This window comes from Kribbella sp. NBC_01505 (genome assembly GCF_045040285.1).
Taxonomy (GTDB): domain Bacteria; phylum Actinomycetota; class Actinomycetes; order Propionibacteriales; family Kribbellaceae; genus Kribbella.
In genome coordinates this window covers 4444202-4464989 of the sequence record NZ_CP109425.1, presented here as the reverse complement: position 1 = coordinate 4464989, position 20788 = coordinate 4444202, and the positions used below count along the sequence as shown (strand labels likewise).

Annotated in this window: 17 protein-coding genes; 8 read left to right on the top strand and 9 right to left on the bottom strand. The window is 68.4% G+C overall.

The window, feature by feature from the left end; all coding sequences use genetic code 11:
* Window positions 1–99 precede the first annotated feature (99 nt).
* The gene (locus OG474_RS21105; protein WP_405064063.1) at window positions 100–747 is read left to right on the top strand and encodes a hypothetical protein; all 648 of its coding nucleotides are present in this window, start codon (window positions 100–102) and stop codon (window positions 745–747) included.
* A gap of 149 nt (window positions 748–896) precedes the next feature.
* On the opposite strand, the gene OG474_RS21100 is transcribed toward OG474_RS21105, so the two are convergent.
* Complete coding sequence (locus tag OG474_RS21100) at window positions 897–1874, bottom strand: TAXI family TRAP transporter solute-binding subunit (RefSeq protein WP_405064062.1); 978 nt, start codon at window positions 1872–1874, stop codon at window positions 897–899.
* On the bottom strand, window positions 1871–3865 hold the full coding sequence (locus tag OG474_RS21095) for a TRAP transporter permease (protein ID WP_405064061.1): 1995 nt from the start codon (window positions 3863–3865) through the stop codon (window positions 1871–1873). The genes OG474_RS21100 and OG474_RS21095 overlap by 4 nt, the downstream gene beginning before the upstream one ends.
* Window positions 3866–4013: 148 nt before the next feature.
* On the opposite strand from OG474_RS21095, the gene OG474_RS21090 reads away from it, so the two are divergent.
* Entirely contained in the window at window positions 4014–4679 is a 666-nt protein-coding gene (locus tag OG474_RS21090; protein ID WP_132414253.1) for a response regulator transcription factor, read from the top strand.
* Between the two features lie 3 nt (window positions 4680–4682).
* Window positions 4683–6059: a sensor histidine kinase gene (locus tag OG474_RS21085; protein WP_405064060.1), complete on the top strand. Its 1377-nt coding sequence runs from the start codon at window positions 4683–4685 to the stop codon at window positions 6057–6059.
* On the opposite strand, the gene OG474_RS21080 is transcribed toward OG474_RS21085, so the two are convergent.
* From OG474_RS21080 to OG474_RS21070, 3 genes are all read right to left on the bottom strand, one after another.
* Window positions 6047–6763 (bottom strand): hypothetical protein, encoded by a 717-nt coding sequence (locus OG474_RS21080; protein ID WP_405064059.1) that lies wholly within the window; start codon window positions 6761–6763, stop codon window positions 6047–6049. The genes OG474_RS21085 and OG474_RS21080 overlap by 13 nt on opposite strands.
* Entirely contained in the window at window positions 6760–7617 is an 858-nt protein-coding gene (locus OG474_RS21075; RefSeq protein ID WP_405064058.1) for a hypothetical protein, read from the bottom strand. Before OG474_RS21075 ends, OG474_RS21080 begins: the two co-directional genes overlap by 4 nt.
* Window positions 7618–7705: 88 nt before the next feature.
* Entirely contained in the window at window positions 7706–8743 is a 1038-nt protein-coding gene (locus OG474_RS21070; RefSeq protein WP_405064057.1) for a TAXI family TRAP transporter solute-binding subunit, read from the bottom strand.
* Between the two features lie 202 nt (window positions 8744–8945).
* Here OG474_RS21070 and OG474_RS21065 point away from each other — a divergent pair, with 202 nt between their 5' ends.
* Together OG474_RS21065 and OG474_RS21060 are read left to right on the top strand one after the other, a co-directional pair.
* The gene (locus tag OG474_RS21065) at window positions 8946–11966 is read left to right on the top strand and encodes an alpha-mannosidase (protein WP_405064056.1); all 3021 of its coding nucleotides are present in this window, start codon (window positions 8946–8948) and stop codon (window positions 11964–11966) included.
* Window positions 11967–12116: 150 nt separating this feature from the next.
* The gene (locus OG474_RS21060) at window positions 12117–12773 is read left to right on the top strand and encodes a DUF998 domain-containing protein (RefSeq protein WP_405064055.1); all 657 of its coding nucleotides are present in this window, start codon (window positions 12117–12119) and stop codon (window positions 12771–12773) included.
* On the opposite strand, the gene OG474_RS21055 is transcribed toward OG474_RS21060, so the two are convergent.
* Both OG474_RS21055 and OG474_RS21050 read right to left on the bottom strand, forming a co-directional pair.
* Entirely contained in the window at window positions 12730–13674 is a 945-nt protein-coding gene (locus OG474_RS21055) for an aldo/keto reductase (protein WP_405064054.1), read from the bottom strand. The genes OG474_RS21060 and OG474_RS21055 overlap by 44 nt on opposite strands.
* A gap of 948 nt (window positions 13675–14622) precedes the next feature.
* Entirely contained in the window at window positions 14623–15453 is an 831-nt protein-coding gene (locus tag OG474_RS21050) for an SGNH/GDSL hydrolase family protein (protein WP_405064053.1), read from the bottom strand.
* A 102-nt stretch (window positions 15454–15555) separates the two neighbouring features.
* Between OG474_RS21050 and OG474_RS21045 the strand changes: the two genes are divergently transcribed.
* Both OG474_RS21045 and OG474_RS21040 read left to right on the top strand, forming a co-directional pair.
* A complete protein-coding gene (locus tag OG474_RS21045; RefSeq protein ID WP_405064052.1) occupies window positions 15556–16773 on the top strand; it encodes a PucR family transcriptional regulator in 1218 nt (405 codons plus the stop codon).
* 14 nt (window positions 16774–16787) lie between these two features.
* Window positions 16788–18113, top strand: coding sequence for a cytochrome P450 (locus tag OG474_RS21040; RefSeq protein WP_405064051.1), 1326 nt, complete (start codon window positions 16788–16790; stop codon window positions 18111–18113).
* Between the two features lie 68 nt (window positions 18114–18181).
* On the opposite strand, the gene OG474_RS21035 is transcribed toward OG474_RS21040, so the two are convergent.
* The gene (locus OG474_RS21035) at window positions 18182–18685 is read right to left on the bottom strand and encodes a DUF5709 domain-containing protein (protein ID WP_405064050.1); all 504 of its coding nucleotides are present in this window, start codon (window positions 18683–18685) and stop codon (window positions 18182–18184) included.
* A 54-nt stretch (window positions 18686–18739) separates the two neighbouring features.
* On the opposite strand from OG474_RS21035, the gene OG474_RS21030 reads away from it, so the two are divergent.
* On the top strand, window positions 18740–19924 hold the full coding sequence (locus OG474_RS21030; RefSeq protein WP_405064049.1) for an FUSC family protein: 1185 nt from the start codon (window positions 18740–18742) through the stop codon (window positions 19922–19924).
* Between the two features lie 416 nt (window positions 19925–20340).
* Here OG474_RS21030 and OG474_RS21025 read toward each other — a convergent pair whose 3' ends face one another.
* A complete protein-coding gene (locus OG474_RS21025) occupies window positions 20341–20784 on the bottom strand; it encodes an OsmC family protein (protein WP_405064048.1) in 444 nt (147 codons plus the stop codon).
* Window positions 20785–20788 lie beyond the last annotated feature (4 nt).

Genomic DNA, 20788 nt, shown 5'->3' with positions numbered 1-20788 from the left:
CCACCACCCCGGGCAACCGTTACCTTACGGAAAGTCCCGGGGTGGTTGCGTTGTGCAGTCGGTGGGCACACGCTGAGAGAGACCCTGGAGGTGGTTGTTGTGGCTGCTTCGACGCTGGAAATGGCGCTGAGCTACGAACACGAGCGGATCCGGGAGCTGGCCGAACCTGCCCACCACCCGGCCGCCGCCCACCCGGACCGCAGGCATCAGACCGACTGGTTCTACGCGATCGCGGCGCAGCACCTGGCCGCGGCCGAGGATGTGCTGCTGCCTCGCATCCGGCAGCTGCCCGACGGCGCCGAGCTGGTTGCTCGCTACGTCGGCAACGCCAAGGACCTGGAACGATCCCTGCGCTTCCTCAAAGGACGCCAGTACGGCGACAGCCGCGTTCTGCACCTGAATCCGCACGACGTCCTGCGCACGATCGACCGGCTACTCACCGAGCACGAGCGGCTCGAGTCCGACTACAGCCGCCAGCTGGGTGAGCGGCTCGACGCCACCGAGGTCAACGCGCTGACCGAGCAGCTCGTCGAGGCCGAGGAGGTCGCGCCGACCCGGGCGCATCCGAATTCGCCGCACACCGGCCGCGCCGGCCGGCTGGCACACCGGATGTGGCGGGTGGCGGACAACGCCTGGGACAGCGCCGAGGGGCGCGTCGTACCGACGAAGTACCACGTGCATCCCAAGCGCAATTCGGCGTTGTCGCACTACCTCTACGGAACGGCGATGCCCCCGGCAGAAAAATGACCGGCCAAAAAGTGACCGGGCCCGGATCCCCTCGGATGCCTCCGAAGGGCCGGGCCCGGTCGACCGGCTCTCACTGCGCCTGGTTGTGGGAGCCGGCCTGACGTCCTCCCCCGCTGCGCCTGGTGTGCGGGAGAGGACGGTTCAGGGGATTACTTCAAACCGTCGAGCGCCTTCTGGGCGCCCGGGTGCAACGGCACCGGGTCGGTCTTGGCGGCGTTCTCCTTGGTGATGCCCTTGGCCGCGGCGTTCACCGCGATCAGGGCGTCGAGGTTCTCGTAGATGGTCTTGGTGAGCTGCTCGGCCAGTGCGTCCGGCATGTCCTTGCGGACCAGCAGGACGTTCGGCACGACGATCGTCGCGACGTCGGCCGGCTGCTTGTACGTCGCGGCCGGGATCGGCGCCTCGGAGTACACCGAGCCGTACTTCTCGGTCATTTTCGGCAGCAGATCGGCGATCGGCAACAGCTTGACGCCCTTGCCGAGGCTGGTGGTCAGATCGGTGATGCCACCGGTCGGCAGGCCGCCGGACCAGACCAGCGCGTCGATCGAGCCCGACTTCATCGCGTCCACCGACTCCGGCAGGCCGAGCCGCTGGGCGGTGACGTCCTTGGCCGGGTCGAGGCCGGCCGCCTCGAGCAGCCGCCGGGCGATCACCTCGGTGCCCGAGTTCGGCGAGCCGGTGGAGACGCGCTTGCCCTTCAGGTCGGCGATCGAGTTGATGTTCGCCGAGGTGCGGACCGCGACCTGCGTGTAGTTGTTGTAGAGCCGGGTCAGCGCGACCACGTCCTGCTTGGCCTGGAAGCTGTTCTCGCCCTTGACCGCGTCGGCCGCGGTGTCACCCAGCGAGAAGGCGATGTCGTAGTTGCCGCCGACGAGACCCTGGACGTTCTGCACCGAGGCGCCGGTCTCACTCGCGGTCGCCCGGTAGCCGGACATCTTCTGCGAGATCACCGAGGCCAGCGCACCACCGAGCTGGTAGTAGACACCGGTGGTGTTGCCGGTGGCAATGGTCAGCCGGCCGCCGGACGCCGTACCGGATCCGGTGGGTTCGCGCTGACCACCACAGGCGACCAGTGAGAGCGTGGCGGCGAGCGCCACCACAACAACGGGGAGGCGACGGATTCTCATGATCTGGCGGATCCTTCCGTGGGTGCGGCCAGGCGTTGCCGCCGGACCACATTGATGACGACGGCAACAAGTAGCAAACAGATTCCGACGCTGATGGTTACGGGCGCGAGGTAAAGCAGCAGCAGCGCGGCCGGGACGCACAACGCGCGCTCGATCCAGGTGGTCGCGACCACGATCCAACCGCCTGTCACGACAGCGAGTGCGGCGACGGCGAGCATCGAGACGGCGAGCGTCCAGACCATCCCGACGAACGATCCCTGACCGAGCAGGTGCGCGCCGTTGTCGGTGAGCACGAACGCGAACGGCACCAGGAACGCGGGCAGCGTGTACTTCCAGGCCTGCCACATCGTCGGCATCACCTTGCCGCCGGTGATCGCGGAGGTCGCGACCGCGGCCAGCGCCGTCGGCGGCGACACCTCGGACAGGACGGCGTAGTAGAAGATGAACATGTAGGCCTCGGCCTGCGTCACGCCGAGCTGCACCAGCGCCGGCGCGATGATCACCGCGGCGATGATGAACGACGCGGTGACCGGAACCGCAAGCCCCAGGATCAGTACGGCGATCGCCGACAGCACGACGGTCAGAATCAGGATGACCGTGTGGTTGTCGGTGAACCCACGAGCCGCGCCGACGATGATCTCGGCCAGGTTCAGCCCGAGGCCGGTCTGCGTGGTGACCGCGACGATCACTCCGGCCGTCGCACAGGTCGCCGCCACCGGCAGCACCGAACGGGTGCCTTGGGCAAGCGCTTTGAACAGCGGCCGGCCGGTCAGCCGGTGCTCCTTGTCCAGGAACGACAGGCCGAACTGGATGATCACCGCGTAGACGACAGCCTTGAACGGCGGTACGTCGACCGCCATGAAGCCGATGATCACGAACAGCGAGAGGAAGTGGTAGCCGAACCGGAGCAGCAACTTCCGAGCGGACTGGGTCGACGTCTCGGCCGACGTGGTCCCGTGCCGGCGGGCATCGATCTCGATCGCGAGCAGGATGCCCAGGTAGTACAGGATCGTCGGGATCACGGCGTACCCGAGCACGGTCAGGTACGAGACCTGGAGGAACTCGGCGATGATGAACGCCGCCGCGCCCAGGGTCGGCGGCGACAGGATCGCGCCGATACCGGAGGCCGCGAGCATTCCCCCGGCCGGCTCGGGCGGATAGCCGGCCCGGCGCAGGATCGGCCACGACACTGTGCCGAGCGATACGGCGGTCGCCGTACCGGAGCCGGAGACGCTGCCGAGCAGGAAGCCGGCCAGCGTGACAGTCCGGCCGGGTGCGGTGCGGCTACGGCGGAAGGCTGCGAAGGACAGGTCGATGAAGAACTTGCCCGCGCCGGAGTAGTCGAGCACCGCCCCGTAGATCGTGAAGAGCACGATGTAGCTGGCGGCAACACTCAGCGGCGTTCCGTAGAAGCCCGCGGTCCCCATCGTGAACTGGCCGATGATCGCGTCGAAGTTGAAGCCCTGGTGGGCCAGCGACCACGTGTAGGGCAGGTAGCCGCCGTAGTACGCGTAGGCGATGAACAGCAGGCTGACCACCGGCAGGACCCAACCCGTCGTACGACGGCACGCCTCGAGCAGCAGGACGAGCAGCACAGCGCCCATCAGTACGTCGAGACCGGTCGGAGCCTGACGCCGTTCCAGGTAGCCGTCGAAGTCCAGCAGCGGGTAGATGCAGACCGCGAGCGCGATCAGCGCCAGCAACCAGTCCGTCAGACCGGGGTCGTCATGGGACCGCGGTCTGAACGGATTGAGGACCGCAGGGACCTTCCAGCCCCGGTAACACAGCAGCGTGATCGGCAGAATGGCTGCGAGAAAGATCACCAGGTAAAATTGGGTTCCCTGTGGTAATGGGAAGAACACCTGCGCGAGCACTCCGACACTGACGATCACGCACCAGACCGAGATCACCAGGTCGAGGGCAGGGCGAAGCCGCCGAGCGGGGCGCTCCTGCTCGTACTCGGCCAACTCCTCGTCGGAGGGCGTGCTCACGCCACCCCCCGTTCCGATACCGACAGTCATCTACCGGTTCCCTCCTGTGTGCGGAAGGCTAATGTTGCCGAACACTGCGTGGAGTCGCGTGATTACGTCTTTACCAAGATCTGACACATCCACGCGCCACCTGGCCTACGATCACCGCATGAGTGGCGCCGTCAGGATTCTTTTGGTCGAAGACGATCTCGATATCGCCAATGCCCTGATACCCGCATTGCGGCGTTATGGCCTGATGGTGACCCATGTCCGGACGGCGGCGGACGCCCTCGCGGCGGACCCCGGCGACCTGGTCCTGCTGGACCTCGGACTGCCCGACGGGGACGGCATCAACGTGTGCCGGCAGATCCGTTCGGTCTCCGACGTCCCGGTGATCGCGGTCACCGCGCGCGGTGAGGCGGCCGACCGGGTCCGCGGCCTGCGCAGCGGCGCCGACGACTATGTGGTGAAACCCTTCGCGATCTCCGAGCTCCTGGCCCGGATCGATGCTGTACTACGTCGTACCGGCCTGCTGCAGCCCCGCCCCCGGGTCACTGTCGGTGACCTGACCGTGGACATCGAGGCCCGGACCGTCCAGGTCGCTGACAAGCCCATCAGCCTGACCCGCAAGGAGTTCGACGTGCTCGCTGTGCTGGCCGCGCACCACGGCCGGGTCGTCCCCCGCGAACAGGTCGCCCTGTACGCCTGGCAGTCGGTCTTCGAGGCGTCCTCACGCACCATGGACGTGCACGTGGCCAGCCTGCGGGCCAAGCTCGGCCGTCCGGAGCTCGTGCAGACGATCCGCGGTGTCGGTTACCGCCTCGGTTCGGACTGACCGTTGCGTCGTCGCCTCCTGCAGTCCCTCGTTCCGATGGTCGTCCTGCTCGCCATCGTCGCCACCGTCCCACTGGCCAACTTCATCGCCACCGGCGCCTCCCGCACCCTGTTCCTGTCCCGCAGCAACGACGCCGACTGGTTCGCCACCATGGCGGAGGCTCCGCTGCAGTCCGGTGACATCGCCAACCTGCGCGAGATGGCGGTCCGGTACGACGAGCTCTACACCACGCCGGTGTTCATCGTCGACGACAACAACAAGGTCGTCGCCACCTCGAAGTCCGGGGTCGACCTGACCGAGCCGGACATCGCGGCCGCGCTCGGGAGCACCCTGGCCGGCCGGTTGCCGGCCGAGCCGCCGGCGCTGTGGCCGTGGGAAGGCGGCGAGATGATCGTCGCCCGCCCGGTCGCCAACAACGGCCGGATCCTCGGTGCCGCGGTGCTGCGGGTGCCGACCGACGACCCGCGGCTCGAGGTCCGGCGCAGCCTGATCCTGCTGCTGATCGGTCTGCTGATCAGCATCGGCGCGATCATCGCCGGCATCGTCCGGCCGATCAGCCGCTGGGTGATCAACCCGGTCAAGGACCTGGACAACGCGACCCACCAGATCACTCGCGGGGCGCTGGACACCAGAGTCGCCACCGACGGACGCGCACCAGAGCTCCGTCGTCTCGGCGACAGCTTCAACTCGATGGCGCTCAGCCTGCACCAGGCCCGGCAGCGCGAGCGTGAGTTCGTCGCCGACGCGTCGCATCAGCTCCGCACCCCGCTCACCTCGGCCCGGATCCACATCGAGGGTCTGTCCCGGCTGTCCCCGACCGCGCGCTTCGCGCTCAGCGACATCGACCGGCTCGGCCGGATCGTCCAGCGGCTGTCCCGGCTGGCCGGTTCGGACCGCCCCGGAGCCGATGCCGAGGGCAACAGCGAGGAGCCGCTGGACCTGGCCCAGGCGGTCAAGGAGCGGCTCGTCGGCTGGAAGGCCGTGTACGCCGCCGACGACCTCGAACTCATCATCGGCGAGATGGTCCCGGGCGGGGTCGGCCCCGAGCTCGAGGTCGACGACATCCTCGACGTACTGCTCGACAACGCCTCCAAGTACGGCGCTCCGCCGGTCGAGGTGTCGGTCACCCGCGACGGCACCGAGGTCGTGCTCTCGGTGCGCGACCACGGCCTCGGCCTCGGTTCCCGCGATCTCAAGAAGGTCGGCGAACGCTTCTGGCGCAGCGCCCACCACCGCGAGATGCCGGGCACCGGCCTGGGCCTGGCGATCGTGCGCTCCGAGGCGGCCCGCGTCGGTGGCCGGGTCGTCGCCCGCCCGCCGATCGGTGGCGGTCTGGTGATCGAGGTCCGCGTCCCGCTGATCGACGACTACGAGCTCTGACCGACGAACTGGTCGTAGAACGCGGTCTTGATGTCGACGACGACCTGCTCGACCACGCGGAAGCGCTGCTGCGCCTCCGCCGAGTCGAGCAGCTGCAGTAGGCGCGAGCCCAGCTGGTCGGAGTGGGTCTGCGAGAGCGCCGAGTCGGCGACCAACGGCTGGGACTTGGCGTCGTGCACGAGGTGCGGGTAGTAGAACACCGAGCTGCGGCCGAGGATCGGCCCGATCCGGCGCCACAGTTCGCCGTACTCGACGGCGACCAGGACCTCGCCCCACAACCGCAGCACCGTCAGGAGCTCGACGTCCGCGTACTTCGATTCACCGGCCGCCGCGATGAGCTCCAGCGAGGCCTCGACAGCGGCCGCGGTGGCCGGCGACTTGCGCGACCGCAGCACGGCTGACCGGTCGACCCCAGCCGCGAGGATGTCCGCGACCATGTCCTCCCGGTGCGACGGCGTACCGCCTGGTGTGGTGCCTTCTGGGTACTCCTCGCGAAGGATCACGCGGGCGGTACGGATCGCCTGCTCGTCGGTGAGCAGGTCGATCGCCAGGTCATAGGCAGGGGTGAACGCCAGCGACACGAAGCGCCGCTGCAGCAGGATCTCGTGCAACGTTGCCTCGGGCACCGTTTCGATGTCGCGCAGCACCGGATGGCCGCGGAACTGCTCGATCAGGTCGTCTTCGAACGCGTCCAGGTCGCTCACGGCGACACCTCCCCGGTGGGATCCGACTTCTCGATACTCTCGCGCCAGTTGGCCAGGTCCACGTCGTGCCCGATGTTCCACAGCTGGTCGAGCTCTTCCTGGACCTGTACGCCGAGGATCGTGTCCTCGGCCCCCTCGATCTCGAACTGTGGTGTGTCGATCGCCAGCTGCCCGTGCAGGAACACGCTGACCAGGTAGTGCTGGTCAGCGCGGTACACCGAGATCGATGCCTGCGAGTCGAACACCCGGACCTTCAGGTAGCTGCGGTGGCCCCTGTCCAGCCGGCTGTGCAGGTTGCAGAGCTTCTGCAGGCAGTCCTCCACCCCGCTCCGGACATGCGCCGCACCGGCATCGCCGGAGGACGCACGCAGCGCCGCGTCCCGCAGCCCGACCAACTCCGACTTCGGATGCAGCATCAGGATCCGCACCTCGGTACGGCGCTCTGTGATCGCCGTCCGCAGATCGCGTTCCAACCGGCCCAGGTTGGGGATCCAGGTGTTCAGGATCGTCACCTGTTGAGCCGTCGCGAGATAGCCCTCGAACACCTCGACGGGAAACACCCGGTGCACCTTCGTCACCCCGGCGTACTGCTCGCGGCGCTGCTGCTCGGCCACGCCTTCCAGGTCGAGGCCGGCCAGCCGCCGCCGGATGTCGCGCAGCGCGTCCAACGGCTGGAGCGCGACGAACAGGTTCAGGATCGCGCTGCCGACCAGCAGCAGCGTCAGCCGCGCCACACTCTTCTCGGAGACCTTGTCGGCCAGACCGAGCTGGTCCGCCAGGCCGACGGCGAGGGCGGCGATCGCCGGCACCCCGAGGGTCAGCCACTGGATCCAGCGCACAAACTTCGGGGACATGCATCCTCCGCGGGCGGACGGTAGAGACCGGGCGATGGTCCCATACCGATAACGCCCGAATGTGACCGGGGTCACTGCCTGTGAGGACTCAGACGTGGTTGTTGCGGTACCAGCGTTCGGCGGCCGGGTGCAGCGGCACCGGCATCGTCGCGATCGCCGAGCGCGGGTCGAGGGCGCTCGCCTCCGGGTGGTAGTGCTCGGGGTCGTTGATGTTGCCGATCAGGTCCTTCTGGCGGCGGAAGAGCGTGTTGACGATCCACCAGGCCCAGGAGTCGGACAGGTCGACGCGGGAGATCAGGTAGTTCGGGATGGTCAGGGTCGCGACGGCACTGGCCAGGTCGTAGGTCTTCGGCGGGATCGACGAGACGATGTAGCCGCCGAACTGCTTGAGCGCGATGGTCTCCGCGGTCTCCGCGATGTCGACCAGCCGGAAGCCGATGCTCTTCTGCAGCTCCTTGATCGGGCCGGTCGGCAGCCCGCCGCTCCAGATCATCGCGTCGATGCCGCGCGGGTTCGAATCGGGCTCCTCGGCCTTGGCCCGGAGCTCCTTCACCGCGTCCTCCAGTGAGAGCGCCTTCCTCGTCACGTTCGCGACCTTCGCGGTGTCCAGGATCATGTCGGCCACGAACTTGGTCCCGGAGTTCGCCGGGCCGACGCTGACGATCTTCTTCTCCAGGTCGGCGAGCGTCTTCACCTTCGACGCCATCGGCACCACGACGTGCACGTAGTTGTCGTAGGTCCGGCCGAGCGCCCGGAACTTCAGCGCCCCGGACTTGAACCCGTCGAGCCCCTCGTACGCGGCGTACGCGGAGTCGGAGGTGGTGAAGCCGACGTCGGCCTCACCACGCGCGACCCGGCGGAGGTTGTCGATCGACCCCGCGGTCTCGACCGGGGTCAGCGTCATCCCGGTGACCTCGCCGACCAGCAGTGCCAGTCCGGCGCCGAAGCGGTTGTAGACGCCGCCGACGTTCCCGGTCGCGAGCTTGGCCGGGGCCGACGGCGCCGGCTCGTCGGAGCGGCCCCGCGAGCACCCGGGCAGCGCGAACGCCGCCGCGGCGGCCGCGCCGAGGCCGAGCACACTGCGCCGGCTCATCGAATCCGGAAGAATCAGGCGGGAGCGATCCATACGGGACAACCTATGTGGCAACCGGTCCCGATCGGTAGCTGCGCGTGCCCGCCGCTACCGAACCGCTACCCGGAGCGTCTGGACGCAAGTTCTCACAAACTGTGTCTGGACGGGCCCCCGGTCGGTGTGACAGCGTTGTCAGGACGCGCCCGCGTGGGTTGCGTGACTGAACCCCAGTGACCAGGCCCCGGAGGATGATTTCGTGCACGACGACCGTCAACTCATCGAGGAGCGGCTGCAGCGCGCTCTGCGGGAGCGGATCCGCCCCGCGGTCTACGGCGCGGCGGTCCCGCTGGACATCAAGGTGTGGCACGCGCCTGGTGAGCCGGTCGCACCCGCCGAGGCCCTCGCCGCCACCTACGAGCCGGCCGAGATCGGCCTCCCCTGGGGCGCTCCCTGGGGCACCGCGTGGTTCCACTTCAGCGGCCAGGTTCCGGCCGAGTGGGCCGGTTCCGAGATCGAGGCCGTCATTGACCTCGGCTTCAGCGGTGGACCGGGGTTCTCCGCGGAGGGCCTGGTGCACACCACCAAGGGCGTTCCGCTGAAGGGCCTGCACCCGCGCCAGACCTACGCGCCGCTGTCGATCCTGGGCCCCGACGGTACGGCGGCCGCGGCCGGCGACTCGATCGAGTTCTACGTCGAGGCCGCGGCGAACCCGGAGGTCCTCGGTGACGCCGGTGGCTTCTCGCCGACCTCGATCGGCGACAAGCCCGAGCCTGGCGGCAAGCCGATCTACCAGCTCACCCGCGCCGACCTGGCCGTGTTCAACGCCGAGGTGTGGGATCTGATCCTCGACCTCGAGGCGCTGAACAGCCTGCAGCAGGAGCTGTCGCTCCAGGAGCCGCGCCGCCGCGAGATCCTGCGCGCGCTGAGCCGCTCGCTGGACGCGCTGGACTACGAGGACGTCGCCAAGACCGCGACCGACGCCCGCGCGCAACTGACCGACGTACTGAGCCGTCCCGCGCACGCCAGCGCACACCAGGTCTCCGCGGTCGGTCACGCCCACATCGACTCGGCGTGGCTGTGGCCGCTGCGGGAGACCCGCCGCAAGGTGGCCCGCACGGTCTCCAACGTCGCGACGCTGGCCGAGGAGTACCCGGAGCTGATCTTCGCGTTCTCGCAGGCCCAGCAGCACGCCTGGGTGAAGGAGAACTACCCCGAGGTCTGGGAGCGGCTCAAGAAGGCCGTTGCCGAGGGCACCATCGTTCCGGTGGGTGGCATGTGGGTCGAGTCCGACACCAACCTGCCCGGCGGCGAGGCGCTGGCCCGGCAGTTCGTGCACGGCAAGCGGTTCTTCCTGGACGAGTACGGCATCGACACCCAGGAGGTCTGGCTGCCGGACTCCTTCGGGTACACCGCCGCCCTGCCGCAGCTGGTGAAGCTGTCCGGCTCGAAGTGGTTCCTGACCCAGAAGATCTCCTGGAACAAGGAGAACAAGTTCCCGCACCACACCTTCTGGTGGGAGGGCCTGGACGGGAGCCGCGTCTTCACGCACTTCCCGCCGATCGACACCTACAACTCCGACCTGTCCGGTCGTGAGCTCGCCCGCGCCCAGCGGAACTTCCAGGAGAACGGCGCCGCGACCCGATCGCTGGCCCCGTTCGGCTACGGCGACGGCGGTGGCGGCCCCACCCGTGAGTTCATCGCGACCGCCCGCCGGGTCGCCAACCTGGAGTCCTCGCCGCGGGTCACCATCGAGTCCCCGACCGACTTCTTCAGCGCCGCCGAGGAGGAGTACGCCGAGCACGCGCCGGTGTGGTCCGGCGAGCTCTACCTGGAGATCCACCGGGCGACGTACACGTCACAGGCCAAGACCAAGCAGGGCAACCGGCACAGCGAGCACCTGCTCCGCGAGGCCGAGCTGTGGTCCGCCGCGGCCGTGGTCGCCGGCAAGCTGGACAGCTACCCGTACGCCGAGCTGGACCGGATCTGGAAGGCCGTGCTGCTGAACCAGTTCCACGACATCCTGCCGGGTTCGTCGATCTCGTGGGTGCACCGCGAGGCCGAGGCGACCTACGCCAAGCTCGGCGCGGAGCTCGAGGCGATCATCGGCAAGGCCCAGCAGGCGCTGGCCGGCAGCGGTGACGCGCAGATCGTCTTCAACGGCGCACCGCACGGCCGCAACGGGATCGCCGGCCTCGGCGCCGGCGTCGCGGTCGGCGAAGGCAAGTCGGTGACGGTCGAGAACGGCGTACTGGACAACGGCGTCATCCGGGTCACCATCGACGAGCGTGGCCTGATCACCTCCCTGTACGACGTCGAGGCTGCCCGCGAGGTCATCGCACCAGGTGCCGTGGGCAACCTTCTCCAGCTGCACGTGGACACCCCGAACCAGTGGGACGCGTGGGACGTCGACTCGTTCTACAAGAACAACGTCCGCGACGTCACCGAGGTCGACTCGGTCGACTTCAGCTCGGTCGACGGCGTCGCGACGGTCGTTGTGAAGCGTTCGTTCAACCGGTCCACCGTCACCCAGACGCTGCGGCTGCGCCCGGGCGCGAAGCGCGTCGACATCGAGACCGAGATGGACTGGCACGAGTCCGAGAAGTTCCTCAAGGCGTCGTACCCGGTCGACGTGCACGCCGACCGCTCGGCGTCGGAGACCCAGTTCGGGCACATCTTCCGGCCGACCCACCAGAACACCTCGTGGGACGCGGCGAAGTTCGAGATCGCCGCTCACCGCTGGGTCCACGTCGGCGAGCCCGGCTACGGCGTCGCCGTGGTCAACGACTCGACGTACGGCCACGACATCAACCGCACGGCCCGCCCCGACGGTGGCACCACCACCACGATCCGCACCTCGCTGATCCGCGCGCCGCGCTACCCCGACCCGCAGACCGACCAGGGGGTGCACATCGTCAACCACGCGCTGGTCGTCGGTGCCGGCATCCCTGAGGCGATCTCCGAGGGCTACCGCATCAACCTCCCCGAACGCGTCGTCACCGGCGCCGACGGCGTGGACCCCCTCGTCACCATCGACAACCCGAACATCGTGGTCGAGGCCCTCAAGCTCGCCGACGACGAGTCCGGCGATGTCATCGTCCGTCTCTACGAATCCACCGGCGGCCGCTCCCGCGCCACCATCACCCCCACCTTCGCCACCACCGCGGTGACCGAGGTCGACCTCCTCGAGCGCCACCTCGCGGACCGAGCCCTGGAGACCGGAGTCGCTCTCGACCTCCGCCCCTTCCAGATCCTCACCCTCCGCTTCAAGCGTTCCTGACCCCCGAAGGGGCACCGCCCTCCCCCCACCCCGGTGCCCCTTCACCTCGCGCCCGGTGCCAGCTTCTTGGTGCCGGGCGCGAGGTGTTCCTGGGCAAGGATGGTGCCCGAAGGCGCTCGGGCATGGTGAGGTACGGGCGATACTGAGGACATGGGGAAGCCGGTGTTCTGGGGTGTGTTGTTCTGGCTGGTTCAGCCGCTGTACTTCGTGACCGAGATCGTCACCGCTGGACGGGTGACGGTGCCGTATTCGTTCACGGGTAACACGATCAGCGAGCTCGGCGCTGTCACCTGCACGACCTTCGGCGAGCCGCCCTTGGGTCCGTATTCGGTCTGCTCACCGTGGCATGCATTTATGAACGTCTCGTTCGTGGTGTCCGGGGTGCTGTTGGCTGCCGGCGCGATATTGCTTCGCCCGCAGTTGCCGTCCGGACGGATGACCACGATTGCAGTGGTGCTGTATGTGATCGGCGGCCTGACCTCCATCGGCACGGGACTGGTGCCGATGGACAAGAACCTCGCCCTGCACAGCCTGGTGTCCGGCCCGGGCTTCCTCGTCCAGCCCCTCGCGTTGCTCCTGCTAGGCCTCGCCCTCCGCCGCACGCGACCGGCCTTCGGCTGGTCGACCATCGCCGTCGGCCTCGCATCGCTGGCCGGGGCAGTTGCCTTCAGCATCCACCCCAGCGGCACAGGTCACGGCTTCTTCGAGCGACTGTCGCTGTGGCCGGCGAACATCTGGGCCACCGCGCTGGCCGTGCTCATCCTCAGCGCGATGCGACGTCCAGGACGTCAAGCTCGCTCGCAGTGAGCTGAACGTCATTCATCGCGAAGAGCGCCGAGAGCTGCTCGACCGTACGTGCTGAAGCAATCGGGGCGACAACGGTCGGCTGCTGCGCCACCCAGGCGATTGCCACCGTGGCCAGCTGCACGCCGCGCTCCGTAGCGACGGCTTCCAACGCTTCAAGCACTCGGGTCCCGCGTTCGGTGCCCGCATAGCCGCCCGCCATTCCAGGCACGTCGCGGACGTTCCCGGAGGCCTCGCCCGCGCGGTACTTGCCGGTGAGAAAGCCGGAGGCCAGCGCGAAGTACGGCACGCAGGCCAGGCCCTCGCGCTGGACGACATCACGGAGCCCGCCCTCGTAGGTCTCGCGGGAGACGAGGTTGTACTGCGGTTGCAACGCACTGAACCGAGCCATGCCTTCGCGATCGGAGAACTCGAGGAAGGCCGCGAGCCGCTCGGGCGTGATGTTCGAGGCGCCAATGGCACGGACCTTGCCGGCCTGCACCAGCTCGTCGAGCGCGCCGATGACGTCGCCGACGGGGATCGACTCGTCCCGGTCGTAATGCAGGTAGTAGAGATCGATGTAGTCGGTCCGCAGCCGGCGCAGCGATTCGTCGACCGCTGCCTTGATCGTGGCCGGCTCGATCCCCATGTACTCCGGGTGATCGCCGACCTTGGTCGCAACCACAACCTGGTCGCGGTTGCCCCGGGCAGCGAGCCAGTCGCCGATGATCGTCTCGGACTGCCCAGGCACGTTCCCCTGCTCAGGAAAGTAGTTCATGTAGGAGTCGGAGGTGTCGATGAAGTTCCCGCCCCCGGCAACGTAGGCATCCAGCACGTCGCGCGACTGCACCGCGTCCGCCGTCCACCCGAACACATTGCCACCAAGGCAGAACCCCGAAACGCCCAAACTACGAAGATCCGTCATGCCCCGGCCAACGTTGCCAGCAGCCCCTTTGTTCCACCCACCCGAACATCAGTGCCGAAAGGGCGACGCCCCTGCCCCAACCCACCCACAGCCAGTCCACCGACACCGGCCAACCCAGGCGATTCACGGAGTCGTACTACCGGTGCGAGGCAGTAGGCCTCCGTGGACCCGCCGGCCTGCCCGCTCATCGCATCTTCGCGGGGACCTACTGCCGCTGAGCGACAGCAGATCCCCGCAAAGCGGTTCGTGTACCCCCGATTCGCGCCGTACCGGACAGGCCGGACACGTACACGGTGGCTGGGTCGCCGCGGCGGCCGATTCACTGAAGCGCTAGGCGGGCGTGGTCTGTGGCTGAGGGGGATGGCGAGGCCGGTGACCACGGTTTCGGCTGCTTGAGCTTCCGGGCTTCGGTTGCGGTCGCGGTCGCGGTCGCGGTCGCGGTCGCGGTCGCGGTCGCGGAAAACGAGGGGATCTCCCCGCAAGTTGCTGGTCCTCCCCTCATATTTTGAGCAGAGAAGGGTCAACTTGAACAGATATCCAGCCAAATTTCCGCAGCCAGGCAGGCGAGGCTGGCGAGGCAGGCGACCCGAACCGCAGTGGTCAACCGCCGCGGCGGGTCACCTGACAGGCCTCCTGATCGTCGGCGGAAACCACAACCCGTCAGCCACAGGCGACGGGGAACCTCGGTCACCGGCCTCGCCATCCGGCCCAGCCACAGACGCGCCCAGCCACCCGTCTCAGTCAAACCGGCCGCAGCGGCGACTAGCCACCGCGTACGTCCTCGGCCGAATCCGCGCGGCGGGATGGGACGAGCGCATTCGGGACGGCGGGGTTCCTGGCCAGACAAAGCCCTCAGCCACCGCGACCGACCACCTGTCGCGATAGGCCACCAGGCACTGGGTGGCAGTAGACCTCCGCAAAGGCGAGCGGGCGTGCTCCGGGCGGGGGTTAGTTGGCCGCGGCGGCTACCAGGTTGGCAAAGGCGGCCATGCCTCGGCGGCTGGGGTGGAGGGGGGCTGCGTCGGATGCGGGGATCAGGCCTTCTAGCCAGCGTTGGGAGGCGGGGGCACAGGTGTCGTGGCCGATGCTGGGGGTGCGGAGGTCAACGTAGGTGGCGTTGTGGGCGGCGGACTGGGTGGCGATCATGCGGTTGAGGTGGTCGATGACGCCTTGGAGATAGGAACCGTCGGCCGGCCAGACGGGGACCTGGGGGAAGCAGCCGCCGGGGCGGATGTAGGTGCCGTAGCCGGTGACGAGGATGCGGGCGTTGGGGGCCAGCTCGTGGATCCGGTCGAGGGCTTTGCCGAGGGCCGGGGCGGTGGCATCGATGCTGGCGGCCAGCTGGTCTTTGCCCCCGGCCGTGTAGCGCTCCTTGCAGGAGACACCGGCGGGCGCGGGCAGCAGGTTGATGCAGCTGAGCGCGGCCTGGAAGAGCCCGGAGTCGTTGGCTCCGATGGCGACCGTCACCAGGTCGGTCGTCGACTTCAGAGCCTTGTACTGCGGGGGCACGAACCCGAACTGTTTCCCGCTGAAGTCCGGGATCGCGGCACCCGAACACGTCACGTCCGTCAGCCGGGCGCCGAGCTTGGCCGCCGCTACGTGCGGATAGTTCGCCGAGGAGCGCAGGCAGGGCAGGTCGATCTGCGGCAGGATCAGCGGGCCGGCGGCGGACGAGTCGCCGAGGGCGACGTACTCGAGCGGTTCGGCCGCGCGGGCGACCGCGGGACTGACCAGACCGGCCAGCATCACGCCCACGGCCAGCAGTACCCGTCGTTTCATACCCATCACCCTTTGCGGTCGGTCGAACACTCTACTTCTGGGTAGTAATGTTCGACCCCAAACCGCCCGCCGGTCGCTGGGGCCACGCCCAGAGTTCGAGGGGTGATCGTTGTGATGGATCACAAGGAGCTGCGTTCCGGCGGTGTGCCGGTGCATGAGCTCGTCCGATCCCGGCTGCCCAGACTGGTCGACGACGTACTGGCGCGACTGGTCGCCGAGATCCCGCTCTACGCGCAGTTGCCGGCCGAGGAGCTCCAGGGCGATATCCGCCGGATCACCGACCAGAGCCTGCGCGCTTTCATCGAGACCTTCCGGACCGGCGTCGTACCGACCGGCGAGATTCTCGCGCCCTTGAAGGAGTCGGCCCGGCGCCGGGCCGAGGAGGGCGTCCCGCTCGAGGCGCTGCTGGCCGCCTACCACCTGGGCGGGAAGGTCTGCGCCGACGACGTCGCCGCCGGGTTCCGGCCCGAGGAGCTGCCCGACGCGATCGTGCTCAACCGGCTCATCCTCGACTTCCTGCAGCAGGTCACCGCGATCGTCTCGGCGAGCTACTTCGAGGAACGGCAGTCGATCGCCGGTGAGGTCCAGGCGACCCGGCAGGCGGTGCTGGCCGCGCTGCTCGACGGTCGAGCGGTGGACGAGACCGCACTGCGGGCCGGCATCCGAATTCCGGCGGAGTACCTCGTCGCCGGGATGGCGTTCGGCACCCACCCTGATGAGCTCCAGCCAGGCGTCGATCCGCAGATCGTTGCCCGACGCAAGCTTCGGCGGATCCGGGTCGAGCTCGATCGGCTCACCGGCAGTATGGCGAGCCTCTCGGTCGACGGTGGGATCGCCTTACTCCCGCACCAGACAAGCGATGTCGACAACCTCCGCGCCAAACTCAGCCGAGTTGCCGGCGTCGACATCACCCTGGCAATCACCACCAGCCCGCCCTCCGACGTACCGGCTGCGGCCGCCCTCGTGCGGGACCTGCTCGACGTCATCCGCATCCACCGTCGAGAGCCCGGCGTGTACGAGCTGGACGACCTCGTACTGGAGTTCCAGCTGAGCCGCCCGAGCCCAGCCCGCGACCGCCTGGCGCAGCTCCTCGCACCGCTCGAAGACCGGGTAGACCTGCTCTCCACCCTGCGCTGCTACCTCGGCAACGCCCGCGGCCGCCGGCAGACCGCGGCCGACCTGCACGTCCACGCCAACACCGTGGACTACCGACTCAAGCAAGTCGCGAGACTGACCGGGCTCGACCCGGGCAGCGACGATCAGTTGCCCAGGATCGTCGCTGCGCTTGTCGCATTCGATGCTCACCGTTCACCAGGCTGACGTAGCGTGAATGCATGGCTCCGACACCACTGCTCGGTTCCCGCACCCTCGATCGGCAGACCGCCCGCACGCTGCCGCCGGGCCCGCACCTGCCGACGCTGGTGCAGAGCGTGCTGTTCGCGAACCAGCGCAAGACGTTCTTCCCACGGTGGCGCGAGAAGTACGGCGACGTGTTCACGATCCGACTGGTCCCGTCGAGCCGAGTCTGCGTCGTACTGAGCCGGCCGGACCACATCCGCGAGGTCTTCGGCGGCTCGCCCGCGGTGATGCACGCCGGCGAGGGGAACACCGCCCTCGAGCCGGTGATGGGATCGAGCTCACTGCTGCTGCTCGACGACGAGGACCACGTCCGGATGCGGAAGCAGTTGATGCCTGCGTTCTCCGGTCAGGCACTCCGTGGGTACGCCGAGATGGTGCACGAGCTCGCGGTCGCCGAGGTCGCCAGCTGGCCGATCGGCAAGCCGTTCCAGATGCATCAGCGGATGCGCAACCTGACGCTGGAGATCATCCTGCAGGTCATCTTCGGCGTGACCGACGTCGACCGGCTGAACACGCTGCGGCCGTTGATGGACAAGATCGTCTCGGTCAACCCGATCATCATGCTCGGCGGCTTCTATCCGGCACTGCTCCGCGTCCCACCGTGGCGGAGCTTCCTGCGCGCCCAGAAGCAGGTCGACGACATCCTGTACGACGAGATCGCGCGCCGCCGCGGAAACCTTGCCGGGCGCAACGACGTACTGACGCGGTTGCTCGCGGCCGGCGAGTGGACCGATGCCGAACTGCGCGACCAGCTGGTCACCCTGCTGCTGGCCGGTCACGAAACCACGGCCACTGCCCTCGCCTGGGCCTTCCACGAGCTGGCCCGCCGTCCGGAGGACCTGGCCTTCGGGCAGAACGCGGCCGACCACAGCGCCGACGGCGAACTGGAAGCCATCGTCAAGGAGTCCATGCGCCTGCACCCGGTCGTCTATCAGGTGGGCCGCCGCCTCACCGAGACCACGGACATCGCCGGATACCGGCTCCCCCGCGGCACGACCATCCTGGCCGCCATCGGCCTCGTCCATCGCGACGCCGAACACTTCCCCGCCCCTGGCGAGTTCCGCCCGCGACGCTTCCTCTCCGAGGACCCGCCCGCCCCCGGCACCTGGATGCCGTTCGGCGGCGGCGCCCGTCGCTGCATAGGCGCCGGCTTCTCCCTCATGGAAGGCACCGAGATCCTCCGCGCCACCCTAGCCGCCTACAACCTCCAGGCCCCCGACCCCACCCCAGAACCGGCCATCGCCAATAACGTCACCCTCGTCCCCAAACACGGCACCCGACTCACCGTCACCCCCCGCTAACGTCCGAAAGAACCGCACACGCGGTCTCCGGATCTTCGGACGTTAGCGGCGACTTCGGATGTTAGGGGTCAGTTCTCGGGGTCGGTGACGTCGCCCAGGTCCACGTTTTCGTAGGTGGAGAGGTCGGTGTCGTCGTCGTCTTCGAGCTCGAAGTTGTCCTCGTCGTCTACGACGTGGATGGCGGCTTCTTCGGCTGAGGCGGCGGCGCCGTCGAAGCCGACGTCCTCGGCGACCAGGTCGGAGTCGCTGTCGGAGTGCGCGCCTTCGTCGGGGGCGACGAGGCGGCCGGAGCGGCGGGTGCCGACCTCGGGACCGCCGACGTCTTCGCCGTCCTCGGCGTACGGGTCGACATCGGGCTCTTCCTGGGCGATCCGCTGATCCAGCGTCTCGCCTTCGAGCGCCTCCTCGGCGGTGGTGCCGAATCCTTCACCGGCGGACCACTTCTCGGGCGGCGAGTAGCCCTCGTCGAGCAGATCGTCCACCCCACGGTCGTTCAGGGTGTCCTCCGCCTGCAGCTGGTCCTCGTCGTCGACGCTGTAGCTGCCGTAGTCCTCGCGGTTGTTCTCCGTCATGCAGACACAGTGTCCCTTCGAGCCCCAATGAATCAAGCCGGGCACAATGAACGAATGGATCCGGTCAGGCTCACGTTGGACCAGCTGCGGGAGCTGCGCGACGACATCGCCCCGCAGGCGGCGCGTCGTTCGCGGGCTTCGGTGCGGCGGCGGCTCGAGCGCTGGCGGGACCGGATCTTCTTCATCGCCCAATGCGCGCTCGCCGCCGGCGTCGCCTGGGCCCTGGCCCGGTACGTCGTGGGCCACAAGCAACCGTTCTTCGCACCGGTGGCGGCGATGGTCTGTCTGGGCTTCAGCTTCGGCCAGCGGCTACGTCGAGTCGCCGAGGTGATGGTCGGCGTAGCCGTCGGGGTCGGAGTCGGTGACCTGTTCGTCCGGTTCTTCGGGACCGGCGTACCGCAGATCGTGTTCGTGATCGCGCTCGCCATGAGCATCGCCGTACTGCTCGGTGCCGGCACCCTGATGGCCACCCAGGCCGGCGTCCAGGCCGCGATCGTCACCACTCTGCTCCCCAATCCCGGCGCGGGCTTCGACCGCTGGCTGGATGCGGTTCTCGGTGGCGTGGTCGCGCTCGCCGCGGCGACGATCGCCCCGGCCGCCGCGATCAGGCGTCCGCGGCAACAAGCCTCCGAGGTACTGAACGAGCTCTCCGCGATCCTGGTCGAGACCGCCGAGGGCCTGCGCGACAAGACCGATCAAGAGGCCCATGCGGAAGAGCGCGACGAGCGTGAGCTGACCGATGCGCTGCGCAGAGCACGCGCCAGCGAGGCCATGCTCGACGACCTCCGCAGCGCCGCCGCAGAAGGTGTCGCCGTCGTCCGCCTCTCCCCGTTCCGCCGCCGGCATCGTGGCCGAGTGCAACAGATCGCCGACCTGGTCGTCCCGCTGGACCGCGCGATCCGCAACATCCGCGTCCTGGTACGGCGCTGCGCGGTCTCGGTGTGGCGCGACGAGCGGATGCCCGAGGAGTACCCGATGCTCCTCGACCGCCTCGCCGACGGCACCCGGTTGATCGCCGAGTCCCTGTTCGAACCGGCCGCCAAGGTCGCCGCCCACCGCGTGCTGGGCGAGCTCGGCCGCCGTACGGCGGATATGCCGCTCCCGACCGGTCTGTCCGCGGTCGTCGTGCTCGGCCAGATCCGCTCCACCGTGGTCGACCTGCTGGAGCTGACCGGGACGTCGTACGACGAGGCTCGCAAGCTCGTGCCGCTGCGCCTGGATGGACTGGACGAGAAGTAGGTCCGGACAAAGTGTCCTAGGTCACATCGAGAAATTTCTCGGTTTTCCCGTCATACCCCGGTCCGGCGTGCGTCTCACTGGCATGACGATCCACCGACTGATGACCGCGCTGGCCACCGAACAGGGCCGGACCGACGCACTCATCGAGACGACCACCCCCACAGACGACCGGAGCGACGCCGCCGCTGAGCAGTAACTGGCGCGAACCGGACGAACGGATAACCGGCGGCGCACCCGAACGGTCCTACCCACCGAGTTGGACCGCACGGATGACGCACACGAAACGCAGAGGCGCCCATGTGCAGCGCCGCCGGATCCGTCCGGTGCATCACCACAGAGATGCACCGTAAAACCACCCACCGACTGTCCTGACGCCGCTTGCGCGAGGCTCAGGCCAGATCCGGTGGGTGGTTTTTTTACTGCACGACAGTGATTTCGGTGGTCACCGAGTTCGCGATGAAGCACTCCTGATGCGCCAGGTGATGCAACCGGCCCAGCACCTCGGCCGAAGGCTCCGTGCCACCCCAGACGATCTTCGGGTTCAGCGTCACCGCGGTGACCGCGACCCGCCCAGCCGCGTTCTTGGCCATCACGCCGACCGCGTGGTCGTCGTACGACTCGACGACCAACCGCTTGCGGGCCGCGATCGCGAGGACCGAAAGCATGTGGCAGGACGAGATCGCCGCCACGAACGCCTCCTCGGGATCGACCGGCCCGGGACTGCCCAGGTACGCCGGACTGGCGGACCCGGGCACGGTGACCCCACCGTCGAAGCGCCACTCATGGTCGCGGCTGTAGGTGTCGTAGGTGAACTCGTGCTCACCACGGCTCCAACTGACATCGACCACGTGCTCCGACATGTTC